Below are 19,233 nucleotides of genomic sequence, written 5' to 3'. Positions count from 1 at the left end.
ATCATGACACTCCCGGGCCCTGGAACCATCCAGGGCCTGACGGGCCGGAAGGGCTTTTTACAGAAGGCGATAGTGCAGGTCAGGTCAGCGGAGCGCCTGTCCGCACGGCGGCCAGGAGCCGGGACGCGATGGAGGGCAGTGGCACCACCTCGTGGGCGAGGTTGGCGGCCACCACCACGCCCGGCATGCCGTAGACGACGGAGGAGCCCTCGTCCTGGGCCAGCACATGGCCCCCCGCATCGTGCAGCTCGCGCACGCCGTCCAGCCCGTCCTGGCCCATGCCGGTGAGGACGACGGCGAGCGAGGCCGGCCCGTAGGTGCGCGCGACGCTGCGGAACAGCCACGTGGCGGACGGGCGGAAGCCGTTGATGGGGGCCGCCCGGGACACCTCCACGCGCCGGTCCGGGTGGACGCCCAGGTGCCGGTCGTCCGGGGCGAGGTACACGTGGCCGGGCAGGAGCGGCTCCCCGTCCCCGGCCACCTTCACCGGCAGGGGGCCGGCGGTGCCCAGCCACTGGGCCAGGCCCTGGCCGAAGCCGATGGCGATGTGCTGCACCACCAGCAGCGGCACCGGGAAGCCCGCGGGCAGCTCGGACAGCACGCGGAAGAGGGCGGCCGGGCCTCCGGTGGACGCGGCCAGCGCCACCACCGCCGTCTTCACCGGGGCCGCCGCGGGGGCCTCGACGACGGGCACCGAGGTGGGCGGCGTGGCGGCGGTGCGCTCCGGCCAGCGGCGCACCACCTTCACCTCGGCCATGGCCCGGAGGGTGTCGCGCAGGCGGCGGCTGTCCGCGTCGAAGTCCGGCGCCTCGGGGCCCACCGGCTTCTGGAGGACGGCGAGCGCTCCGGCGCGCAGCGCGGCCATGGACGTCTGGATGTCGCGCTCCACCAGCGTGGACACCACCACCACCGGCGTGGGCACCTCCGTCATGATGCGGCGGGTGGCCTCCAGGCCGTCCATGCGCGGCATCTGGATGTCCATGGTGACGAGGCTCGGCCGCAGGCGGTGCGCGAGCTCCACCGCCTCCACGCCGTCCTTCGCCTCGCCCACCACCGTCAGGCCCGGGTCGGCGCGGAGGATTTCCACCAGCAGGCGGCGGGCGGTGGGCGAGTCCTCGGCCACCAGGATGCGCAACGGGTCGTTCCTCATAGCAGTCGCCTCAGCGTCTCCAGCAGGCTCGTCGGGTCGAAGGCGCTCTTCACCAGGTAGGCGCTGGCGCCCGCCCGCAGGCCGCGTGCCTGGTCCTCGGGCTTGCCGCGCGCGGTGACGAGCACCACCGGCAGGCGCGAGAAGCGGGGCGAGGCCCGCACCGTCTCGGTGAGCGAGAAGCCATCCATGCGCGGCATCTCCACGTCCAGCACCAGCGCGTCGGCGCCACCGGCCTGGAGCCGCTCCCAGGCCTCCGCGCCGTCCACGCACGCCACCACCTCATAACCGGCGCCCTCCAGGATGCTCTGCTCCAGCGCGCGGGTGGTGGGCGAGTCGTCCGCCAGCAGCACGCGGCGCCTCGCCTGCCGGACGGCGGCGGCGGGGAACAGGGGCGTGGCCGGCCGTCCGCCCGCCGCGCGCACCAGCGACACGGGGTTGAGCAGCAGCGACAGCCGCCCGTCCGGCAGCACCGCCGCCGCGGACACGTGGCGCGCGCGGCGCACGCGGGGCCCCAGGGCGCGCACCAGCGCCTCCTGCTCGGACAGCACCTCGTCCACCACCAGCGCGGCGCGCGCGGTGCCCGCGGCCAGCACCACCGCGCTGCGCCGCGGCTGGGGCGGACCGGGCGGCAGGCCCAGCACGTCCGCCAGCGAGGCCAGCGGCACCAGCGCGTCCCCCGCGTCCCAGGTGGGACGGCCCTCCACCTCGCGGACCTCGTCCGGCGCCAGGCGCACCAGCCGGGCCACGCCCTCGCTGGCGAGCGCCAGCGTCTGCCCGCCCGCGGACACCAGCAGCACCCGCAGCGTGCTCAGCGTGAGGGCGACGTCCAGGACGAAGCGCGTGCCCTCGCCGGGGCGGGTGGTGACCTCCACGGTGCCGCGCAGCGCCTCCACCTGCTTGCGCACCACGTCCAGGCCCACGCCCCGTCCCGCCACCTCCGTCACCTGCGCGGCCGTGGACAGGCCCGGCAGGAAGACGAGGCGCGCGGTGTCCGCGTCGTCGTCGGGCACCTTCAGGCCCCGCGCGCGCGCTCGCTCGCGCAGGGCGGGCAGGTCCAGTCCGCGCCCGTCGTCCTCCACCGTCACCTCCACCCGGCTGCCCTTGAGCCGCGCGGACACGGTGACGGTGCCCTCCGCCGGCTTGCCCAAGCGGGTGCGCTCCTCGGGCGCCTCCAGGCCGTGGGCCACCGCGTTGCGCACCAGGTGTAGCAGCGGCTCGCGCAGGGCCTGGAGCAGCGACCGGTCCAGCTCCAGCGCTCCGCCCCGCAGCTCCAGCCGCGCGAGGCGCCCCTGGCCGTGCGCCACGTCGCGCGTGGCGCGCTCCAGGCCTTCGCAGCCCTCCTGGAAGGAGAGGGTGCGCGCGCGGCGGACCTCGTCGTCCAGGCCCGTGGCCACGCTGCCCAGCACCCGCTGGTCCGTGGCCAGGGCGCGAGACACCTTCGCCAGCTCCGTCTCGGCCCGCCGCAGCGCGCGCTCCCCGTCGGTGCCACGCACCGCCTGGCGGGCCTGCGCCAGCGCCTCGCGCACCCCCTCCAGCGCCTCGGTCCGGCCCTCCAGCCGCAGCGTCGCCACCCGCAGCTCGCCGCTGCGCGCCAGCAGCGCGTCCAGCTTCTGCGCGGACACGCGCACCGGCAGCGTCTCCCCCAGCAGCGGGACACCCGGGGCCGGCTCCGGCGCCACGGTGGGGCCGGGGGCCGGGGAGGGCGCTCCCGCGGGGCCCGGCCCGGATGCCGGCGGGGAGGTCCTCGAGGGCGACCCGGGTGCCAGCGCGGAGGTCCTCGGGGCCTGCGCGGGCTCTCGTGCCGGCGAGGTGGTCGAGGCCTGGGCGGGCTCTCGTGCCGGGGCCGGCCCGGGACGCGCGGGTGGCGCGGCCGTGCCCGCTCCAGAGGGAGGGCCCTGGCGCTCGGCGGCGCGCTCCAGCTGGGGCAGCAGGGCTTCCAGGGGCGAGCCGCTCAGGTCCTGCCGCGCGGCGAGGCGCCGGCCCGCATCGTCCAGCGCGTCCACGGTGTTGAAGCACAGCTCGTACAGCTCGGGCGTGCCCGCGCGCTCGTCGCGCAGCCGCTCCAGCACCTCCTCCATGCGGTGGCAGGCGGTCTCCACCAGCAGGGCGCTGGCCGCGCGCGCCGCGCCCTTCACGCTGTGCAGCGTGCGCAGCAGCGAGGCCACGCGCTCCGCCGCGCGCGCCACGTCCGTCTCGCGCTCCAGGGCGAGCAGCTCGCGGTTGAGCGAGGCCACGTGTCCCTCGAGCTCCTCGAGGAACGTGGCCAGCAGCGCCTGGGCCAGCCGGTCCCGGTCCATCAGCGCCCGTGCTCGACCAGCAGCCCCTTGAGCTTCTGGCCCATGCCGTTGAGGTCCTGCATGGCCCGCTCCGTCTGCCGCGACGAGCTGAGGGCCTGCTGCGTGGCCTGGTTCACGTCATGCATCGCCTGGCGTATCTGTCCGATGCCGGTGGCCTGCTGGTTGGCGGACGCGGCAATCTGCGCCGCCGTCAGCGACGCCTGGGCCAGCAGGTCCGACAGCGTCTGGATGTTGGCGCCCGCCTCGGACACCACGCGGGTGGCGGCCGCCACGCTCTTGGTGCCCTCCTCGGTGGTCATCACCGCGCCATGGGTGGCCTTCTGGATTTGCCCGAGGATCTGCCGCACCTGGCCGGTGGCCTTCTTGGACTGGTCCGCCAGCGCCTTCACCTCGGCGGCGACGACGGCGAAGCCGCGGCCCTGCTCTCCGGCGCGGCTGGCCTCGATGGAGGCGTTGAGGGCGAGCATGTGCGTCTGCTCGGAGATTTCGTTGACGGTGGTGATGATGTCGCCAATGGCCTGCGCCTGCTCGGCGAGCGCGAGGATGCGCGAGGCGATGGACTCCACCTGCTCGCGCACGGCGCCCATGGAGGCCACGGCCTCCTCCACCGCGCGCCGGCCGCCGCGGCCCACCTCCTCCGCGTGGCGGGCGGACTCGCTCACGGCGCGGGCGCGGCCGGCGGCCTCCTCGGACGTCTTGGTGATTTCCTCGACGGTGCTCACCGTCTCCGTCACCGCGCTGCCCTGCTCCTGGGCGCTGGCCACCTGCTCGGTGGTGCTGGCGAGAATCTCCGAGGTGGCGCCCGCGAGCTGGTTGACGAAGTCGGTCACCGTGCGGAGCGTGTGCTCGCGCTGCTCGGCCTGCCTGGCGAGCTGGGCCTCCGTCTGCCGGCGGCGCTCGGCCATGTCATTGAAGGCGCGCGCCAGCTCCGCCGCCTCGTCGCTGCCCGCCACGTCGATGCGGTGGTCCAGCTGGCCCCGGCCGAGCTGCTCGGCGCCCGCCATCAGCTTGCGCAGCGGCCCGGTGATGCTCTTGGTGATGAGGTAGCTGCCCAGCGCGACGATGGCGAGCCCCAGCACGCTGCAGATGCCCAGCACCCACAGGATGCGCTGGGCCATGGCGCGCGCGGCGGCCGCGTGCGCGTCCCAGCTGCGCTGCTCGGCCTCGACCATCTCGGTGATGATTTCCCTCACCTGGGTCATCAGCCGCTCGCCCTGGCCAATCTTGATGTACTTCGAGCCGCCCTCCAGGCCCTGTTCCCGGCGCACGCGGATGCCCTCCGCCAGCCGGTCCAGCCGCTCCGCGACGATGGGCTCCAGCCGGGTCAGCCGCGCCAGCTGCGCGGGGTCGTCGGCCACGGCCTCGCGCAGCAGCAGCAGGTCCGCCTTCAGCGCGGTGAGCGCGGCCTGGTACGGCAGGAGGTAGGGCTCCTCGCCGGTGAGCAGGAAGCCGCGCTGGCCGGACTCCGCGTCTATCAGCAGCGTGCGGGCCTCGCGGATGAGGCGCGTGTCCCGGTTGGAGTCCAGCAGTCCCTCGGTGCTCTCCGTGAGCTGGTTGGCGCCCTGGAAGGCCACTCCCGCCAGCACCAGCAGCACCAGCAGGGACAGTCCGAACCCGAGTGCGATGCGGTTCCCGATGCTCATACAGCTCCTTCGTCGGACAAATCGAACACGAGGCGACTGTCACCCAGCAGCGCCTCACCCTCCAGCACGAGCGTGCCCTCCTTGTCGACGGCGGAAATGAGTCCGTCGGCCAGGGTGGAGGGGGGCGGCAGCAGCTCGCGGCCGTGGAGGAGGGTGACCTCCTCGACTTCTTCGGTGCACAGGCCCAGCTCGGGCCGGCCCGCGCCCACGACCAGCAGGGGGCCGGTGGCGCCCGCGGGCGCGCGGCCGAACAGGGGCGCCAGCTCCACCATGGGCAGCACCTCGCCGTGGAGGAGGGTGAGGCCGCGCAGGGTGGGCGGTGCGCCCGGCAGGGCCACCACCTCCGGGGCGCGGAGGACCTCCAGCACGAAGCGGGACTCCAGGGCATAGCGCTGCCCGGCGGCGCGGAAGCGGACCACCTCGCGCGAGCCGCCCGGGTCCACCTCGGGCGCGGAGACGCGGGCGAGCGCGCGTGCGCGTGCGTCCAGCAGCGCGGCGGCGGCCTCGGGGGAGAGGGTCTCCTCCTGCGTGGCGGTGGCCGCCAGCCGGGCCAGCCGGGCGCGTGCCGCCTCCCAGTCGATTCCGCCGGAGCGTGGCATCAGGTCGTCTCCTCACCAGCAGCCAGGGCTGCCTCCAGTCGTAGCCGCTCGGTGCGCGCGAGGGTGGCCAGGGCGCTCGCGCGCTCACCGTCGGCGAGGGGCACGGCGGCGTCGGGGGCGAGCGCGGCGCAGAGCAGCTCCGCTTCCTGCCAGGCCTTGAGGGCGCCGGCCGTGTCGCCCCGGCGTCTGAGCACGCGTCCGAGGACGAGCCAGGCCACCACCAGGGTCGGCTCCAGGTAGAGGGCCTGGCGGATGGAGCGCTCGGCGTCGGTGAGCTGGCCCTGGCCGAGCAGCAGCAGGGCCTCCAGGTAGCGCAGCCCGGCGACGAGGGGATGGCGCGCGGCGGCCTCGGTGCTGGCGGACACGGCGGCGCGTGCGTCCAGGTTCGCCAGGGTGCGCACCGCGGCGGCGGCGGTGTCGGGGTTGTCGTCCTGCGTCCCGAGCAGGCGCGCGGCCTCGCGCCAGTCCCCGCGAGCCAGCGCCAGCCGGGCCGCGTTCGTCACCGCCGCGCGCCGGGCTTCCGCGGTGGCCGGGCCGGTGGAGGGCCCCGTGACAGGGGTGGCCACGGGAGTGGAGGCATATTCGCGAGGCAGGCCCGTCACGCCGCTCGCATGAGGCCCGGGCCCCGCGTCGCCAGGGGAGGAAGTGGGCTCGCGCGGAGGTGCCACCCATGCACCCGGGGTCGGCGCGGCCGGGCGGGCCTCGGTTGACGTGGCGAGCGAACCGCCGGGGACGGACACGGAGGTGCCGGGCGCGGGCCGGCGGTACAGCACGCCCCACTCGGTGAGCACGGACTCCAGCGGAGCCAGGCCTCCGAGCGGCGGGTCCGAGGGGCCGGTGAAGAGGTAGCCGCCCTCGGCGAGCGCGTCATGGAGCCGGCGGGCCACGGCCGCGATGGTGGCGGTGTTGAAGTAGATGAGGACGTTGCGGCAGAAGATGACGTCCAGCTTCCAGATGCCACTCTCGGGCGAGGGCCAGGTGTCGAGTGCGAGGTTGAGGTAGCTGAAGCGCACGCGCCGTTGCACCTCGGGAGCCAGGACGTACTTGCGGCCCTCGGCGCGCAGGTGGGGACGGATGCGGTCCGCCCACGGGCCGCGCAGGGACCACTCGCCGTACGAGGCCTGCCGGGCCCTGGCGAGCGCGCCGCGCGACACGTCCGTGGCGTACACGGTCATGTGCTCGCCCCAGCCCTCTGCCAGCAGCAGCGCCGCCAGCGAGTAGGGCTCCTCACCGGAGGAACACGCCGCGCTCCACAGCCTCGCGGTGTGGCTCGGGCCATGGCGCTCGCGCAGCTCGGGCAGGGCGTGGCGGCGCAGGTGCTCGAAGTGCTCGGGGGTGCGGAAGAAGTACGTCTCGCCGACGGTGAGCTCGATGAGCAAATCATCGAGGGCGGCCGGGTCCTCCGCGAGCCGGGCGCGGTAGGCGTCGAGGTCCGTCAGCCCGGCCCGGGCCATGGCGCGGGCGATGCCTTCCTCGGCGGCGGCGGGGCAGCTGGGGGCGGCCAGCCCGGCGCGCTCCTCCACGAGCGCGAGCACGGCGGCATGGCCCGGGTGACTCCAGGGACCCCAGCTCACGGGGACTCCGGGGGCGCCAGCGCGGCATCCAGCTCCAGGGCCTCCGCCTCGGAGAGGAACGCGCGCAGGTCGTGGACGAGCACCAGCCCGTCCTCCAGCTTGGCGGCGCCGGCCACGTAGCCCACGCCAGGAAGCTCGCGAGGCGTGGCGTCCCACTCGCCGGGTGCCAGCACGCGCAGGCCCTCGGCGCGGTCCACGCGCAGCACCACGAGGCGGCTGCCGGCCCGGGCCACGATGAAGTGGTCCATGGGGGACAGGGGGCGGGGCGGGTGGCGGAAGCGGCGGCGCAGGTCCAGGACGGGCAGCAGGGCGCCACGCAGATTGAGCAGGCCCTCCACGACGGAGGGCGCGCGTGGCAGCGGCGTCAGGCGCGCGGCGCGCACCAGCTCATGGACGTCCTGGGAGGGCAGGCCGTAGCGCTGGCCTTCCAGGGTGAACAGCAGCACCTCGCGCGGTGCGGGCTCCATGACCTGGGACATAGATGCGGACGTGCGAACTGTCGAACACAGATGTGGCCCGGTGGTCGGAGAAGCCTCCAAGTGTCCAGTGGCGGGCGGCCGCTCCACCAGCCGTGTCCCTCCTCCACCAGCCGTGTCCCTCAGGGCTGGCGCGTGCGCCTCGCGTCTGATGGCTTCCGCTGTTCGCGACGGAGGTGGCGGCGTGAAGGCGGCGCTCTACCTCCTTGTGAGCACGGACAAGCAAACGACGGAGAACCAGCGGGCGCCGCTGCTCGCGGTGGCGGAGGCGCGCGGCTGGGAGCACGTGATCTACGAGGAGACGGGCAGCGCGGTGAAGACGCGCCCGGAGTTTGACCGGCTCATGGCGGACGCCCGTGCGCGCCGTGGTCGTGGTGGCGCTGGACAGGTTGGGGCGCTCCATGTCCGGCATCATCGCCACGGTGCGGGAGCTGGACCGCGTCGGGTGCGCCGTGGTGAGCCTCCGGGAAAGCTGGCTCGACACCGGAGGCCCGGCCCGTGAGCTTCTCCTGGCGGTGTTCGGCTGGGTGGCGCAGGAAGAGCGGCGCATCCTGGTAGCGCGCACCGTCTCCGGTCTGGAGCGGGCGCGGCGCCACGGCACCCGGAGCGGGAAGCCCATCGGCAGGCCCAAGGTGTCCTGGCGCCGCTAGCGCGTCGGCAGCTCGTGGAAGGTGATGCCGTCCAGTTCCAGGCGGCGCACGGCCTCCATGAACCGCTCGGTACCCACGATGACCGTTGAGTAGTCACCCACCCGGAACAGGTCCAGCCCCGGGGGCAGGGATGCCGCGTCCAGGATGGGTTCATCCGGCAGCCGGAAATACACCCAGCCACAGGTGACGCACGGTGGCGGCACATTGGGTGGAATGCAGTCCGGGTGAAGGCGACCGTGCGGCTCTAGCTGAAGCTCCAGCAGCTCCGGCGGGTCCTTCTGCCGGAACCGCAGCTCTGTCCGGCAGCCCAGCAGCCCGCGCACACCTTCCGCCTGGAGGCGCTCCAGCGCATCCCGGCGAACCAGCCACCGGATGCTACCCTGTGACGTGAACGCGCCGAACCGCCCGGAGGCACGGCCCACGAGGGGCCCGAAGGTTGTCCCGGGCGGCAACGCGGCATTTGGCGGCGCCAGGGGGCGCACCAACTCCCGCAGGCGCGCGAACTCGGAAAACGGCTCGGGTCGGGCTCTCTCGAACTCGCGTCGCTCGGGCAGCTGCGATAGGTCCACGGCGGGATACTGATGCCCTGCACTCGCCCAGGTAGCGCCGCACGTGGGACACATCACTCCGGGCAGCCCCCATCTGTGTGCGGCGTCGTAGCTCGCCGTTACCGCCTTGTCCTCGCGTAGCCAAAAGAACCGGGTCATCTCTAAGGCCCTCACGCTCCCGGACGGGAATAGTAAGACTGGATAGGGCCGCCACGGCGAAGCATGGCGGGGATATCGATGGGACGCATACGTGGCGCCTGCCGGGCGTGCGCTGTCACACGTGCGGCGCCACGTGGAGTGACGTTGGACACGATTACCCGTCCGTTGACCTCTCACTGCTTCCAGAGCGCAGCGAGTTCGAGAAGCCAAGGCCCGAACCCTTCCCCGTGTTTGCGCGCCTGCGCGAACTGGTGCGCCCTCTGGTGCCACGCAACGCCGAGTTGCCACCTGGAACGAGCTTCGGCCCACTGACGGGCCGCGCCTTCGGAGAGTGCGGGCCCATTGCCTGGCTGAGCGGAATAAGACTTCTCATGCGTCGGGACGCGCTGGAGCGTCTCCAGGCTGAAGGAGTGCGCGGGCTTAAGGGTTGCCGCACGGAACTCCGATTCCGCAAGAAGAACCCGCCGGAGCTGCTGGAGCTTGAGGTGGAGCCGTGCGGCCGATTGCACCCGGACTGCATTCCCCCAGACGTACCTCCGCCGTGCCCGACCTGTGGCCGACAGGGCTTCAAGTGGCCGGATGAACCCATCCTGGACGCGGCATCCCTGCCCCCGGAGCTGGACCTGTTCCGGGTCGGCAACTTCGCCACGATGGTTATCGGCACGGAGCGGTTCGTGGAGGCCGTGCGCCGCCTGGAACTGAACGGCATCACCTTCCGCGAGCTGCTCACTCGCTGAGAGGCATTGGAGTCGGGACGCCCGGACTGCACCTCCGTGAACCTCGTGCCCGTGACCTTCGCGCGCTCCAGCGCTGACTTGACGTCCTCGGCGCCAGCTCCGTGAGGATGGACGCCACCTTGACGTGAGCGACCGGGATGCTCAGCGCCGTCTGGGTGAAGTCCAGTGCCTTGCCGGTATGCTCCATGGGAATCCGGAGGTGCTCCGTGAGGGGCACTGGACGCCCCTTGTTGAACTGCCACGGGCTCTCCAGTTCCTGACCCTGACTGTCGGTCGGGTCGTCCAGGTGCCATCGTCCCGTGGCCTGGATGTCATCGGTCAGCTCAAAGAACCGCATTGAGGTCGACTTCCTGCCCCCGTTGCCTGCCACGCACCGGTTGGACCGAGGGCTCACCGCGCACTTCCTCGCATGGGCGCTCTGGTAGTGTCCACCCTGGGAGGTCGCACCGCCTTGTCACTACTTCACGGGCTGGCTCTCGTCCTGCTCCCGTTCCTTGCGGGAGTGGCCGCCGCGCAGCCCCTCGCCGCCCGCACACCTCGAGTGCGCGAGGCGCTTCTGACTGACACGCCCGTCACGGTGCACATGGCCCCGGGTGTGGCGACCCTGCTCCTCTTCGACGCGGACCTGGACACGGGCCGCACGGTGCTGGAGCCGCGCGAGCGCTTCACCCTCCATACCTGGAGCGCCCGCGTCATCACGCTGGAGCCGCTGGAGGAACTGAAGGCGCCCGCCGCGCTCACGGTGCGCTTCCAGGGTGCCGCGGTCACCGAGCAGTCTTCGCTGTCGCTCGTCGCGGCTCCGGCCGAGGTGGACGCGCAGGTGCGGCTGGTCCGGAGCACGGGCGGCGCGACACAGGCGCTGCGCTCCCGGGTGGCGGAGCTGGAGGGCCGCGTCGCCGCGTGCGAGGCCCGGCTGGAGGGGGCGCGCGAGAGTGCCGGTGCCCTGTCGCCCACGGCCTTCGTGCTGGCAGGCAGGATTGGCTCGAAGGGCGTGGACGTCGTGAGCGCCTTGGCGCCAGCCGCGCCCCCTGCTCCTGGAAGGAGCGAACCGAGCCCCGTGAGCTTCGTGGCGAATGACTGGCTGGTGGTGACAGTGAAGGTGGACGCCGCCGTGGCCCGGTCCGGGTGGAAGCCGGAGCGGGCGTGGCTAGTAGGGGAAGCCACCGGGGCGCGCTTCGCGGCGCACACAGTGCAGTTGGAGCCCGGGAGTCCCCGGACGGATGGAACGGCCCTGCTGGTGGTGGAGGCCGCCCGGCCGCCTGTGAGCGAGGGGCTCCTGTTCCGCCTGGAGGTGCACGTGGCGGGAGGACAGAGTCCCCTCTCCATCCCGGGTGTGCTCATGAAGAAGACGGAGAAATTCGGGCCATGAGCGCGGCGGAGGACAGGCGTCCCGAGTATCTCAGGCCGGGCGCGTACATCGACGGCTACCGCATCCTCTCCCTGCTGGGCCACGGCTCCTATGGCGCGGTGTACCGGGTGGAGCGGGACGGCGAGCAATATGCCCTCAAGCTGGGGCTGCACCGCGAGGCCAGCGCGGACCCGGAGCAGACGGACCGGCGGATGATGAAGGAACTGGGCTGCCTCATCCACCTGAGCCACCCGAACATCCTGCGAGTCCATGCCTGGGGCCGCTGGCCCTACCTGAGAGACGGCTACTGCTACCTGGTGGTGGACTACGTCGACGGCTGGACGCTGGCGGAGTGGCTGGAGACGCAGCGCCCCTCCTTTGTCCAGGTGCTGGGCCTGTTCGCGAAGCTGGCCTCCGCGCTGGCCTACGTCCATGGCCGGGGCTTCCTCCACCGCGACCTGTCTCCCGGCAACATCCTGGTGCGCGGGGCGGACGGCGAGCCGTTCCTCGCGGACTTCAACGCAGGCGACTACGTGCTGGCGGAGGACGTGACGGACGGGCCGCTGCCACCGGGCACCCACCGCTACCGGGACCCGCGGGCGGTGGAGTTCTGGAGCGACAACCGCATGCGCCCGGACGCACGCTATGACTTCCAGCCGGCGGACGACCAGTTCTCCCTGGCCGCGTGCCTGTATGACGCGGTGACGGACTCCACGCCCACCGTGCCAGCGCGACAGCGCGACAGCCCGCGCCAGGACCTCAACAGCCCCATGTGGGGGCCGCCACCGGCCCGGGAGGTCAACGAGCGCGTGCCGGAGGCCCTGAGCGCGCTGCTCGACCGGCTGCTGGCGCGTGAGCCTCGCCTGCGCCCGGCCACGGCCGACGCGATGCGGAGGGAGCTGGAGGACCTGGCCACCCAGCCAGGTGCGGTGTGGGCCGTGCCCGTCTTTCCGCCTGGCACACCCTCCACTTCTCCTGGGGATGGCGCGGTCAGGCCCCGTGGTGCCCGCCCCTGGAAGCACTGGCGGGTGACGGCGGGCGCAGTGCTGCTCGCCATCGTCGGGGTCCTCGTCTTCGTGGCGCGGCGAGAACCTGTCGGACAGCCAGACAGGTCTGTCGCGGCACCGGAGGCCCGGCCAGTGCCGGAGGCCACGGTTCCCGGGCAGGATGCCGGGCACCTGCCTTCCCCGGCTCCGCCGTCCGGCGTTGCACTACCGTCCCGTCCCGTGGCCCCCACCCAGAAGGAAGCCCCCGCCGTGAAGCCAGCTCCCGCCCAGCCCGTCCCCCAGAAGCCCGACAGGTCCAGGCCCGCCCTCTCCGCCGAAGTGCTGGCCCGCTGCGCCACGGTGGGTGTCTTCACCGCCGCGCTGCTGGGCTGCCCGGGGGCCCAGGTGATGCCCGAGAGGGAAGAGGTGTGTCCCAAGTCGACACGCCTCGCCATGGAGGAGACCCTCACGGCGAGCCGGTGGCAGGGACGCGGCACCGTCGACATCCAGCAGCCCGACGAAGACGCGAAGTGGGGAGGAACCGGCAGGCTGGGCGTGTTCCGCGATGGAGAGGTCGTCGGCCGCGTCGAGGGTCCCGACTACATTGGCACGCTGGTCTACGGCCGGCTCAAGACGGTGGAGAAGGACGGCCGCCTCTTCCTGGTGGGCCGCTATACCCGTGCGAAGTTCCCCGACGGCACGGAGATCCCCGTCTGCCTCCACCTGGGGAACTACCCCCTCAACCCGGTGGCAGAGGGCAGCAAGCGCGGGGCCCTGCTGTACAACCGGGTGTCCGTCTTCGAGGCCGTCTCCATCTGGCCGTAGCCTCTGGATGTAAAGACTCTTGGCATTCCAGGGTTGATGCATCCGGGTTGCGATAACGAGCGCGCCCCACTTCACGGGTCGTTCACTTCCATCCCTCCCCGGCGGTAGGGTCCGTGCATTCTTCGCGCGGCGTCCCGCTCCCCGTGGCCCGCCAGGAGTCCGCCCCATGCCCTTCTCCGAGCGCCCGGCGTTCCCGCCGGGAGTCGTCCTCTTTTCACTCGGCTCCGTGTCCTACGAGTGCCTCATGGACCTGGGGCCCGGGCACCACGGGGAGCGCCTCCTGCTGGCCCGCCAGCGCACGCCCGAGGAGGTGCTCGGGGACGTCATCCTCAAGGTGCTTCCGCTTCCCCTCCTCACCGAGGAGTCGCGGCGCGCCCGCGGGCGGCTGGAGGACGAGGTCCGCCTGGCCGCGCACCTGGACCACCCGCACATCGCCCGGGTGCACGGGGTGCACGAAGTCAAAGGCGCTCTCTACGTCGTCACCGAGTGCGTCAGCGGACGCTCGCTGGAGACGCTCATCAACCTGGCGGACCTGAGAGGGCGCTGCTTCTCCGAGTCCTTCGTGCTGCACGTGGGGACGAGCGTGGCCTCCGCGCTGTCCCACGCGCACCGGCGCCACGACGCGCGGGGTGTGCCGCTGGGCATCGTCCACCGGGCCATCGACCCCACGCGCATCCGGGTGTCGTGGTCGGGCCGGGTGAAGCTCACGGACTTCGGCCTCGCGCGCTCCTGCCTGCCCGGGCGGCGCATCACCAGCCTGCCGCGTGCCCGGGGCGACGTGTTCTACGCCTCGCCCGAGGTGCTGCTGGGCGGCCGCGAGGATGCGCGCTCGGACCTGTTCATGCTGGGGCTGACGCTGCTGGAGCTGGCCACGGGCAAGCACCTGCTCGACGCCGGGAGCCTGGGCCGCCGCCAGCTCTGGGCGCGGGTGCCCGAGCAGGACAGGGCCCGCGTGAAGCACGCCATTGCCCGGGTGAAGCAGGAGTGGCGGCACCCGGACCCGGAGGAGCTCGTCACCCGCGCCGCCAGCTTCACCCCGGAGGACGTGGAGGCCGCGGCGGCGACGCTCTCCGCACCGCTGCGGCACGTCCTCCACACGCTGCTGCGCCGCGAGCCGTCCGGGCGCTACGCGGCGGCACTGGACGCGGAGCTGGACCTGCGCCAGCGGCTGCGGGAGCTGGGGGACTACGGCGGCTCCTGCGCGGTGCGGGAGATTCGCGAGGCCCTGATGGAGGCCGGAGAGCGCCTGGGCGAGGAGGGCCCGCCGCCCGAGCACGGCTTCTCCCAGGACGACATCACGACCCGGCCGTAGCTCACCGCACTTCAGTGCAGCGGCGCCCCGGGCGGCTCGGCCGGAGCCTGCGTCCCGCCATTCCCCGTCCCCGGCCCCCTCAGCGGCAGCCGCACCGTGAAGGTGGCCCCCTGGCCGGGGAGGCTCTCCACGGAGATGTGCCCTCCCAGTGCCTCCACGAGCTCGCGGGTGATGAACAGCCCCAGCCCCAGCCCTCCGTAATGGCGGCTCGACACGGCGCGCTCGAAGCGCTCGAAGATGCGCCGCAGGTCCTCGGGGGCGATGCCGATACCGCGGTCCGTCACCTCCAGGCGTGCATGCGTGCCGTCGCCGCGCACGCGCACGTCCACCGGGGCGCCATGGCCGTACTTGAGCGCGTTGGACACCAGGTTGGTGAGCACCTGCTCCAGCCGCAGCCGGTCCCACTGCCCGGAGACGGGCTCCGGTGCGTCCACCGTCAGCCGCACGTCCGCCTGCTGCGCGTCCGACTCGAAGCGGCGGACCAGCTCGCGCACCACCTCGCCCAGCTCCAGCGGCTCCAACTGCAGCTCCATGCGGCCGCTCGCCAGCCGGGACACATCCAGCAGGCTGTCCACCAGCTGCGACAGCCGCGTCGTCTGCCGCTCGCACGAGTCCACTCCGCGCTCCACGCGCGCGGCGTCCAGCGGTGTCCCCTGGCGCAGCTGCCGGTAGAGCAGCTGGAGCTGGAGCTTCAGCGACGTGAGCGGTGTGCGCAGCTCGTGTGCGGCGACGCTGAGGAACTCGTCGCGCACGCGCACCGCCGCCCGGGCCTCGCTCGCCAGCCGCTGCTGCTCCGCGCTGGCGGCCTCGGCCGCGGCCCGGGCGTTGCCCTGGGCGCGGTTGATGAGGAACAGCAGCAGGGTGACCAGCAGGCCCGCGCCCACCACCGTGAAGCGCTGCACGGCGCTGTTGCTCTCGATGAAGGACTCGCGCGCGGTGAACACCAGCGTCCACGACCGCCCCGCCACGGACAGGGGCACCTCGCGGCGCAGGCCCAGCCGGACGGCGTCCTCCCAGCCGGGGCCGGGCGGGCGCGAGCTGAAGAGGACGGTGTCCGGATGCGCCTGACCGCCGTCATGGATGTCCAGGTCGACGGTGCCCTGGAAGCCAGGAAAGCGCATGCCCTCCACCAGGTCCCTCATGCGGAACGGCGCATAGACGAAGCCCCGCAGGGACTTCCGGCGCGCCTCGGGCGTGGAGGGCTCCAGCCCGTTGTAGACGGGCACGTACAGGAGGAAGCCGGACTGCACGTCCGAGCCCACTTCCTGGACGAGCCGCACCTCGCCGCTGGCCGCCGGCTGCCCCGTCTCCATCGCGCGCTGCATGGCCTCCTGGCGGGTGGGCTCGGAGAACATGTCGAAGCCGAGGGCGCGGCGGTTTCGCGCGTCCAGGGGCTCCAGGAAGACGACGGAGCTGTACTGCGCGCGCTCACCCTCCGGCCAGACGCGGTAGTGCTCCAGGCCCTCGGCCCGCATCTGGGCCTCGTGCGCCTCCAGGGACTCGCGCGTCAGCCGCTGCGCGAAGCCGATGCCCTGGATGCCCGGGTAGCGCCGCCGCAGCTCGAGGCTCTCCACGTACGCGTGGAACTCGTCCCGCTCCACCTTCTGGCTGCTGCTGAACAGGCCGCGCGTGCCCAGCAGCATGGCCTGGTACATGTCCAGGCGCTGCTGGAGCCCGAGGGTGCCATCGCGGACCGCCTCCTCGAAGCGCCGCTCTCTCCGCTCCTGGATGCCCCGCTGCACGTGGAGCGTGGCCACGGCGGTGATGAGCAGGCCCAGCAACAGCGCGCCATACGCTGCGGCGTTCCGGCGCGGAGAGGTGGACGGGAGGGTGGGCACGGTGTGGCGGAAAGCACGGAGCGCTGGACCCGGGATAGGGCCCTTCAGGGCGATAAACAGGAAACCCGGGGGGTGGGAGCCCCCTGCCGCAACTGGTGCCTCCGCATGTCCGCCAGGTGAAACGGGCAGAGGCCATTCGTCCGCCCGTGCACCGGAAGGTGCAACGTCCGGCGGTTTCAGGCATCAGGGAGTCATGGTGCGTCACGTCATCGTCGTGGGAGCCGGGCCCGGGGGGCTGTCGGCCGCCATCAACCTGGCAGGGCAGGGGCTGCGCGTCACCGTGGTGGAGAAGGACCCGGTGCCCGGGGGGCGGATGAAGGGGCTGACGCTCGGGGCGCAGGGCGAGTACGCGCTCGACACCGGGCCGTCCATCCTCCAGCTCCCGGGCGTGCTGGAGCAGATCTTCCGGCGGGCGGGCAGGCGCATCGAGGACTACGTGAAGCTCGTCCCGCTGGACACCAACACGCGGGTGCACTTCTGGGACGGCACGCACCTGGACACCACGAAGGACATGGCGCGGATGGAGGCGGAGCTGTCCCGCTTCGGCCCGGACAAGGGCCCCGCGCTGCGCCGGTGGATGGAGGAGGGGCGGGAGAAGTACGCGATTGCGTACGAGAAGTTCATCTGCACCAACGCGGGCAGCCTCGCGTACTACGCGCCCTGGCGGCTGGCGCCCACGCTGCGCTTCAAGCCCTGGCAGACGCTGTACAAGCAGCTGGACTCCTTCTTCCACGACGACCGGATGACGTACGCGCTGGCGTACCCGTCCAAGTACCTGGGCCTGCACCCGACGACGTGCTCGTCGGTGTTCAGCGTGATTCCGTTCCTGGAGCTGGCCTTCGGCGTGTGGCACGTGGAGGGCGGCTTCCGCGAGCTGTCTCGGGGGATGATGCGCTGTGCGCAGGACCTGGGCGCCACCTTCCGCATGGGCACGGCGGTGGAGCAGGTGAGGGTGGACGCGGGCCGGGCGGTGGGCGTGAAGCTGGCGGACGGCACGGTGCTGGACGCGGACGCGGTGGTGGTGAACGCGGACCTGGCGTACGCGGCGACGAAGCTGATTCCGTCCGGGGCGCGCGAGGGCTCGCGGCTGACGGACACGGCACTGGAGAAGGCGAAGTACTCGTGCAGCACCTTCATGGCGTACTACGGGCTGGACACGGTGTACTCGGACCTGCCGCACCACCTCATCTACCTGTCGGACGCGGCCCGGCGCACGGACCGCGACGCGCTGGAGGACCGGCACGTGGACGTGGACGACCCGCCCTTCTACGTGTGCAACCCCACCGTGACGGACCCGTCCGGGGCGCCTAAGGGGCACTCCACGCTGTACGTGCTGGTGCCCACGCCGAACACGGCGAGGGACGTGGACTGGGCCCAGACGGAGCAGAAGCTGCGCGAGCGCATCCCGAAGATGCTGGAGAAGGTGGGGCTCAAGGGCGTGCGCGAGCACATCCGCGAGGAGCGCTACTTCACGGCCCAGACGTGGCGGGACGACTTCAACGTGTTCCGCGGCGCGGTGTTCAACCTGTCGCACACGTGGCTGCAATTGGGCCCGATGCGGCCGAAGGTGAAGAACCGCGACATCGAAGGGCTCTACTGGGTGGGCGGCGGCACGCACCCGGGCAGCGGGCTGCTGACCATCATGGAGAGCGCGAACATCGCGGCGGACTACCTCACGCGCGAGGCCGGCAAGGGGCCGCTGCCGGGCTGGCCGTACGTGCCGCCGCTCGAAACGGCGGAGGACCCGGCGCGCGCTCGCGCGGGCTGAGCCGAGCTACTCGGGCTCCACGTCGTAGTTGATGGACCCTGGCGGCGCGGCCCGGGAGAGTGGGTAGATGGCGCGCAGGTTGATGCGGTGGTGGTAGGCGACGAGGTGGGGCTCGCCCGCGATGGTGATGACGACCTGGCGTGGGGGCTCCGGCTGGCTGTCGACCCAGGCCCCGGCTTCCTCCGCAGTGGCGAACGTGGCCACGGGTGAGGGGAGCCCTTCGTCGAGCATTCCTCGGAGGTAGTACTCGAGCGAGCGGCCAGATAGCAGATAGCGCCGGTCGCGCTCTGGAACCCACCTGACGTCGTGATACTCGCCTGCAATCAATACCTGGGCGCCGGACGGAGGATTGGGGTGGTTCTTCAGCCAGGCTTCGGCGCTCTCCTTCGTATCGAAAGCCGCGATGACGAGCGGGGGCGCATCGGCCAGGACGCTCTCACGATAGGCCTCGAAGTCGTGGGACTGCCCGGTCTGCGAAATGAAGTCGAGCGCACCCATCGCCGCACTGAGGTACTCCTTGTCTTCCTCGGACGTGGACTCCTCCCAAAGACGTCCCAGGAGGTTCAAGACGCGAAAATGGAACATCGGGTCCTTCTTCATGGTGAGACCTCCGCCATCCATGGCTCGGCAGGAGTCGCCGGCTCGGCCAGGAGCACGGCAGGCGCGAGGACGACGAGCCCCGCACCGGCGGAGAGCACAATGAAGGCCACGCCCGCCACGACGACCACGCTTCCTACCAGGACGGCCTTGCGGTTGCGCTTCAGCCAGTCCACCGCGCTGTCGATGGCTGTGAACTCTTGGGGCTTCAATTCCTGTAATTCATTGCAGTCTCTATAGGCCTGCCAGCACTTTGCACGGCAGTACTCGTCTTTCCTGGCATCCCTATCCTTGCCGGAAGTGATGTGTCCGAATCCACGGCCAAGGGGGCGTGACTTGCACTCCCGGACGCACTCCCGGTTTTCCTCGTCGCAGTCTCGCGGCCGGGCCACCACCGGCAGGACGCCCCGGGGCCCACTCCGCGAGCGAGACAGGAACCTGTACTCAGCCAGGTTCAGCTCTTCTGCGCGCTGCCACGAGTGGGTGACGGTGCCGTCCGGCAACTCCCGGATGAAGAGCACGAAGTGCGTGAGCTCGCGGGTATTGGCCGGAGCGGCGTGACGGGTGGCGCCACATGCAAAGAGCAATGCGCTGAGGAGCGCGGCCGTGACTCGGGTGGGGAGCGTCGAGCGTTGCATGGGGTCGGGGCGTGCCTGGTGGAGTGGGCGCGGCACCCTAGCAGGCGAGGGAGCAGGCCCATACCCTCGAATGCCTCGACGGGCCCTT

Annotated in this window: 15 protein-coding genes and 1 pseudogene; 6 read left to right on the top strand and 10 right to left on the bottom strand. The window is 72.3% G+C overall.

Going from position 1 to position 19,233, the window contains the following annotated elements:
- Positions 1-79: 79 nt before the first annotated feature.
- The 6 genes from cheB to LXT23_RS21520 are packed head-to-tail and all read right to left on the bottom strand — an operon-like array spanning position 80 to position 7,730.
- Positions 80-1,150, bottom strand: a complete 1,071-nt coding sequence (cheB, locus tag LXT23_RS21545; RefSeq protein WP_253982099.1) for a chemotaxis-specific protein-glutamate methyltransferase CheB — start codon at positions 1,148-1,150, stop codon at positions 80-82.
- Complete coding sequence (locus tag LXT23_RS21540) at positions 1,147-3,447, bottom strand: hybrid sensor histidine kinase/response regulator (protein WP_253982098.1); 2,301 nt, start codon at positions 3,445-3,447, stop codon at positions 1,147-1,149. The genes cheB and LXT23_RS21540 overlap by 4 nt, the downstream gene beginning before the upstream one ends.
- On the bottom strand, positions 3,447-5,090 hold the full coding sequence (locus LXT23_RS21535; protein WP_253982097.1) for a methyl-accepting chemotaxis protein: 1,644 nt from the start codon (positions 5,088-5,090) through the stop codon (positions 3,447-3,449). The genes LXT23_RS21540 and LXT23_RS21535 overlap by 1 nt, the downstream gene beginning before the upstream one ends.
- Positions 5,087-5,689, bottom strand: coding sequence for a chemotaxis protein CheW (locus LXT23_RS21530; protein ID WP_253982096.1), 603 nt, complete (start codon positions 5,687-5,689; stop codon positions 5,087-5,089). Before LXT23_RS21530 ends, LXT23_RS21535 begins: the two co-directional genes overlap by 4 nt.
- Positions 5,689-7,263 (bottom strand): CheR family methyltransferase, encoded by a 1,575-nt coding sequence (locus tag LXT23_RS21525; protein ID WP_253982095.1) that lies wholly within the window; start codon positions 7,261-7,263, stop codon positions 5,689-5,691. Before LXT23_RS21525 ends, LXT23_RS21530 begins: the two co-directional genes overlap by 1 nt.
- Positions 7,260-7,730: a chemotaxis protein CheW gene (locus tag LXT23_RS21520; RefSeq protein WP_253982094.1), complete on the bottom strand. Its 471-nt coding sequence runs from the start codon at positions 7,728-7,730 to the stop codon at positions 7,260-7,262. The genes LXT23_RS21525 and LXT23_RS21520 overlap by 4 nt, the downstream gene beginning before the upstream one ends.
- Between LXT23_RS21520 and LXT23_RS50680 the strand changes: the two are divergent.
- Positions 7,729-8,389: pseudogene (locus tag LXT23_RS50680) on the top strand (recombinase family protein). The gene LXT23_RS21520 and the pseudogene LXT23_RS50680 overlap by 2 nt on opposite strands.
- On the opposite strand, the gene sitI6 (LXT23_RS21510) reads toward LXT23_RS50680, so the two are convergent.
- A complete protein-coding gene (sitI6, locus tag LXT23_RS21510; protein ID WP_253982092.1) occupies positions 8,386-9,096 on the bottom strand; it encodes a SitI6 family double-CXXCG motif immunity protein in 711 nt (236 codons plus the stop codon). The pseudogene LXT23_RS50680 and the gene sitI6 (LXT23_RS21510) overlap by 4 nt on opposite strands.
- Positions 9,097-9,125: 29 nt before the next feature.
- On the opposite strand from sitI6 (LXT23_RS21510), the gene sitI6 (LXT23_RS21505) reads away from it, so the two are divergent.
- From sitI6 (LXT23_RS21505) to LXT23_RS21490, 4 genes are all read left to right on the top strand, one after another.
- Entirely contained in the window at positions 9,126-9,833 is a 708-nt protein-coding gene (gene sitI6 / locus LXT23_RS21505; RefSeq protein WP_407692906.1) for a SitI6 family double-CXXCG motif immunity protein, read from the top strand.
- A gap of 409 nt (positions 9,834-10,242) precedes the next feature.
- Complete coding sequence (locus LXT23_RS21500) at positions 10,243-11,202, top strand: DUF2381 family protein (protein ID WP_253982091.1); 960 nt, start codon at positions 10,243-10,245, stop codon at positions 11,200-11,202.
- On the top strand, positions 11,199-12,992 hold the full coding sequence (locus tag LXT23_RS21495; protein WP_253982090.1) for a serine/threonine protein kinase: 1,794 nt from the start codon (positions 11,199-11,201) through the stop codon (positions 12,990-12,992). Before LXT23_RS21500 ends, LXT23_RS21495 begins: the two co-directional genes overlap by 4 nt.
- 166 nt (positions 12,993-13,158) lie before the next feature.
- Entirely contained in the window at positions 13,159-14,304 is a 1,146-nt protein-coding gene (locus LXT23_RS21490; RefSeq protein ID WP_253982089.1) for a serine/threonine-protein kinase, read from the top strand.
- A gap of 11 nt (positions 14,305-14,315) precedes the next feature.
- Here LXT23_RS21490 and LXT23_RS21485 read toward each other — a convergent pair whose 3' ends face one another.
- Positions 14,316-16,085 carry a CHASE domain-containing protein gene (locus LXT23_RS21485; protein ID WP_253982088.1) on the bottom strand — a complete coding sequence of 590 codons (1,770 nt, stop codon included), beginning with the start codon at positions 16,083-16,085 and terminating at the stop codon, positions 14,316-14,318.
- 250 nt (positions 16,086-16,335) lie between these two features.
- Here LXT23_RS21485 and LXT23_RS21480 point away from each other — a divergent pair, with 250 nt between their 5' ends.
- On the top strand, positions 16,336-17,910 hold the full coding sequence (locus LXT23_RS21480; protein ID WP_253982087.1) for a phytoene desaturase family protein: 1,575 nt from the start codon (positions 16,336-16,338) through the stop codon (positions 17,908-17,910).
- Between the two features lie 6 nt (positions 17,911-17,916).
- On the opposite strand, the gene LXT23_RS21475 is transcribed toward LXT23_RS21480, so the two are convergent.
- Positions 17,917-18,510 carry a head protein gene (locus LXT23_RS21475; protein WP_253982086.1) on the bottom strand — a complete coding sequence of 198 codons (594 nt, stop codon included), beginning with the start codon at positions 18,508-18,510 and terminating at the stop codon, positions 17,917-17,919.
- Positions 18,507-19,145 carry a hypothetical protein gene (locus LXT23_RS21470; RefSeq protein WP_253982085.1) on the bottom strand — a complete coding sequence of 213 codons (639 nt, stop codon included), beginning with the start codon at positions 19,143-19,145 and terminating at the stop codon, positions 18,507-18,509. The genes LXT23_RS21475 and LXT23_RS21470 overlap by 4 nt, the downstream gene beginning before the upstream one ends.
- Between the last annotated feature and the right edge of the window lie 88 nt (positions 19,146-19,233).

It is taken from the genome of Pyxidicoccus xibeiensis, from assembly GCF_024198175.1.
GTDB classification, from domain to species: Bacteria; Myxococcota; Myxococcia; order Myxococcales; family Myxococcaceae; genus Myxococcus; species Myxococcus xibeiensis.
Note: the sequence above shows the minus strand (reverse complement) of the source record. Positions and strands in the feature narration are given on the sequence as shown.

Bases quoted from the DNA above. Each gene is read 5' to 3' on its own strand.
- LXT23_RS21520 (WP_253982094.1), bottom strand. From the start codon at position 7,730: ATGGAGCCCGCACCGCGCGAGGTGCTGCTGTTCACCCTGGAAGGCCAG.
- LXT23_RS21530 (WP_253982096.1), bottom strand. From the start codon at position 5,689: ATGCCACGCTCCGGCGGAATCGACTGGGAGGCGGCACGCGCCCGGCTG.
- LXT23_RS21495 (WP_253982090.1), top strand. From the start codon at position 11,199: ATGAGCGCGGCGGAGGACAGGCGTCCCGAGTATCTCAGGCCGGGCGCG.
- sitI6 (WP_253982092.1), bottom strand. From the start codon at position 9,096: ATGACCCGGTTCTTTTGGCTACGCGAGGACAAGGCGGTAACGGCGAGC.
- LXT23_RS21470 (WP_253982085.1), bottom strand. From the start codon at position 19,145: ATGCAACGCTCGACGCTCCCCACCCGAGTCACGGCCGCGCTCCTCAGC.
- LXT23_RS21490 (WP_253982089.1), top strand. From the start codon at position 13,159: ATGCCCTTCTCCGAGCGCCCGGCGTTCCCGCCGGGAGTCGTCCTCTTT.
- cheB (WP_253982099.1), bottom strand. From the start codon at position 1,150: ATGAGGAACGACCCGTTGCGCATCCTGGTGGCCGAGGACTCGCCCACC.
- LXT23_RS21475 (WP_253982086.1), bottom strand. From the start codon at position 18,510: ATGAAGAAGGACCCGATGTTCCATTTTCGCGTCTTGAACCTCCTGGGA.
- LXT23_RS21540 (WP_253982098.1), bottom strand. From the start codon at position 3,447: ATGGACCGGGACCGGCTGGCCCAGGCGCTGCTGGCCACGTTCCTCGAG.
- LXT23_RS21535 (WP_253982097.1), bottom strand. From the start codon at position 5,090: ATGAGCATCGGGAACCGCATCGCACTCGGGTTCGGACTGTCCCTGCTG.
- LXT23_RS21480 (WP_253982087.1), top strand. From the start codon at position 16,336: ATGGTGCGTCACGTCATCGTCGTGGGAGCCGGGCCCGGGGGGCTGTCG.
- LXT23_RS21500 (WP_253982091.1), top strand. From the start codon at position 10,243: ATGGGCGCTCTGGTAGTGTCCACCCTGGGAGGTCGCACCGCCTTGTCA.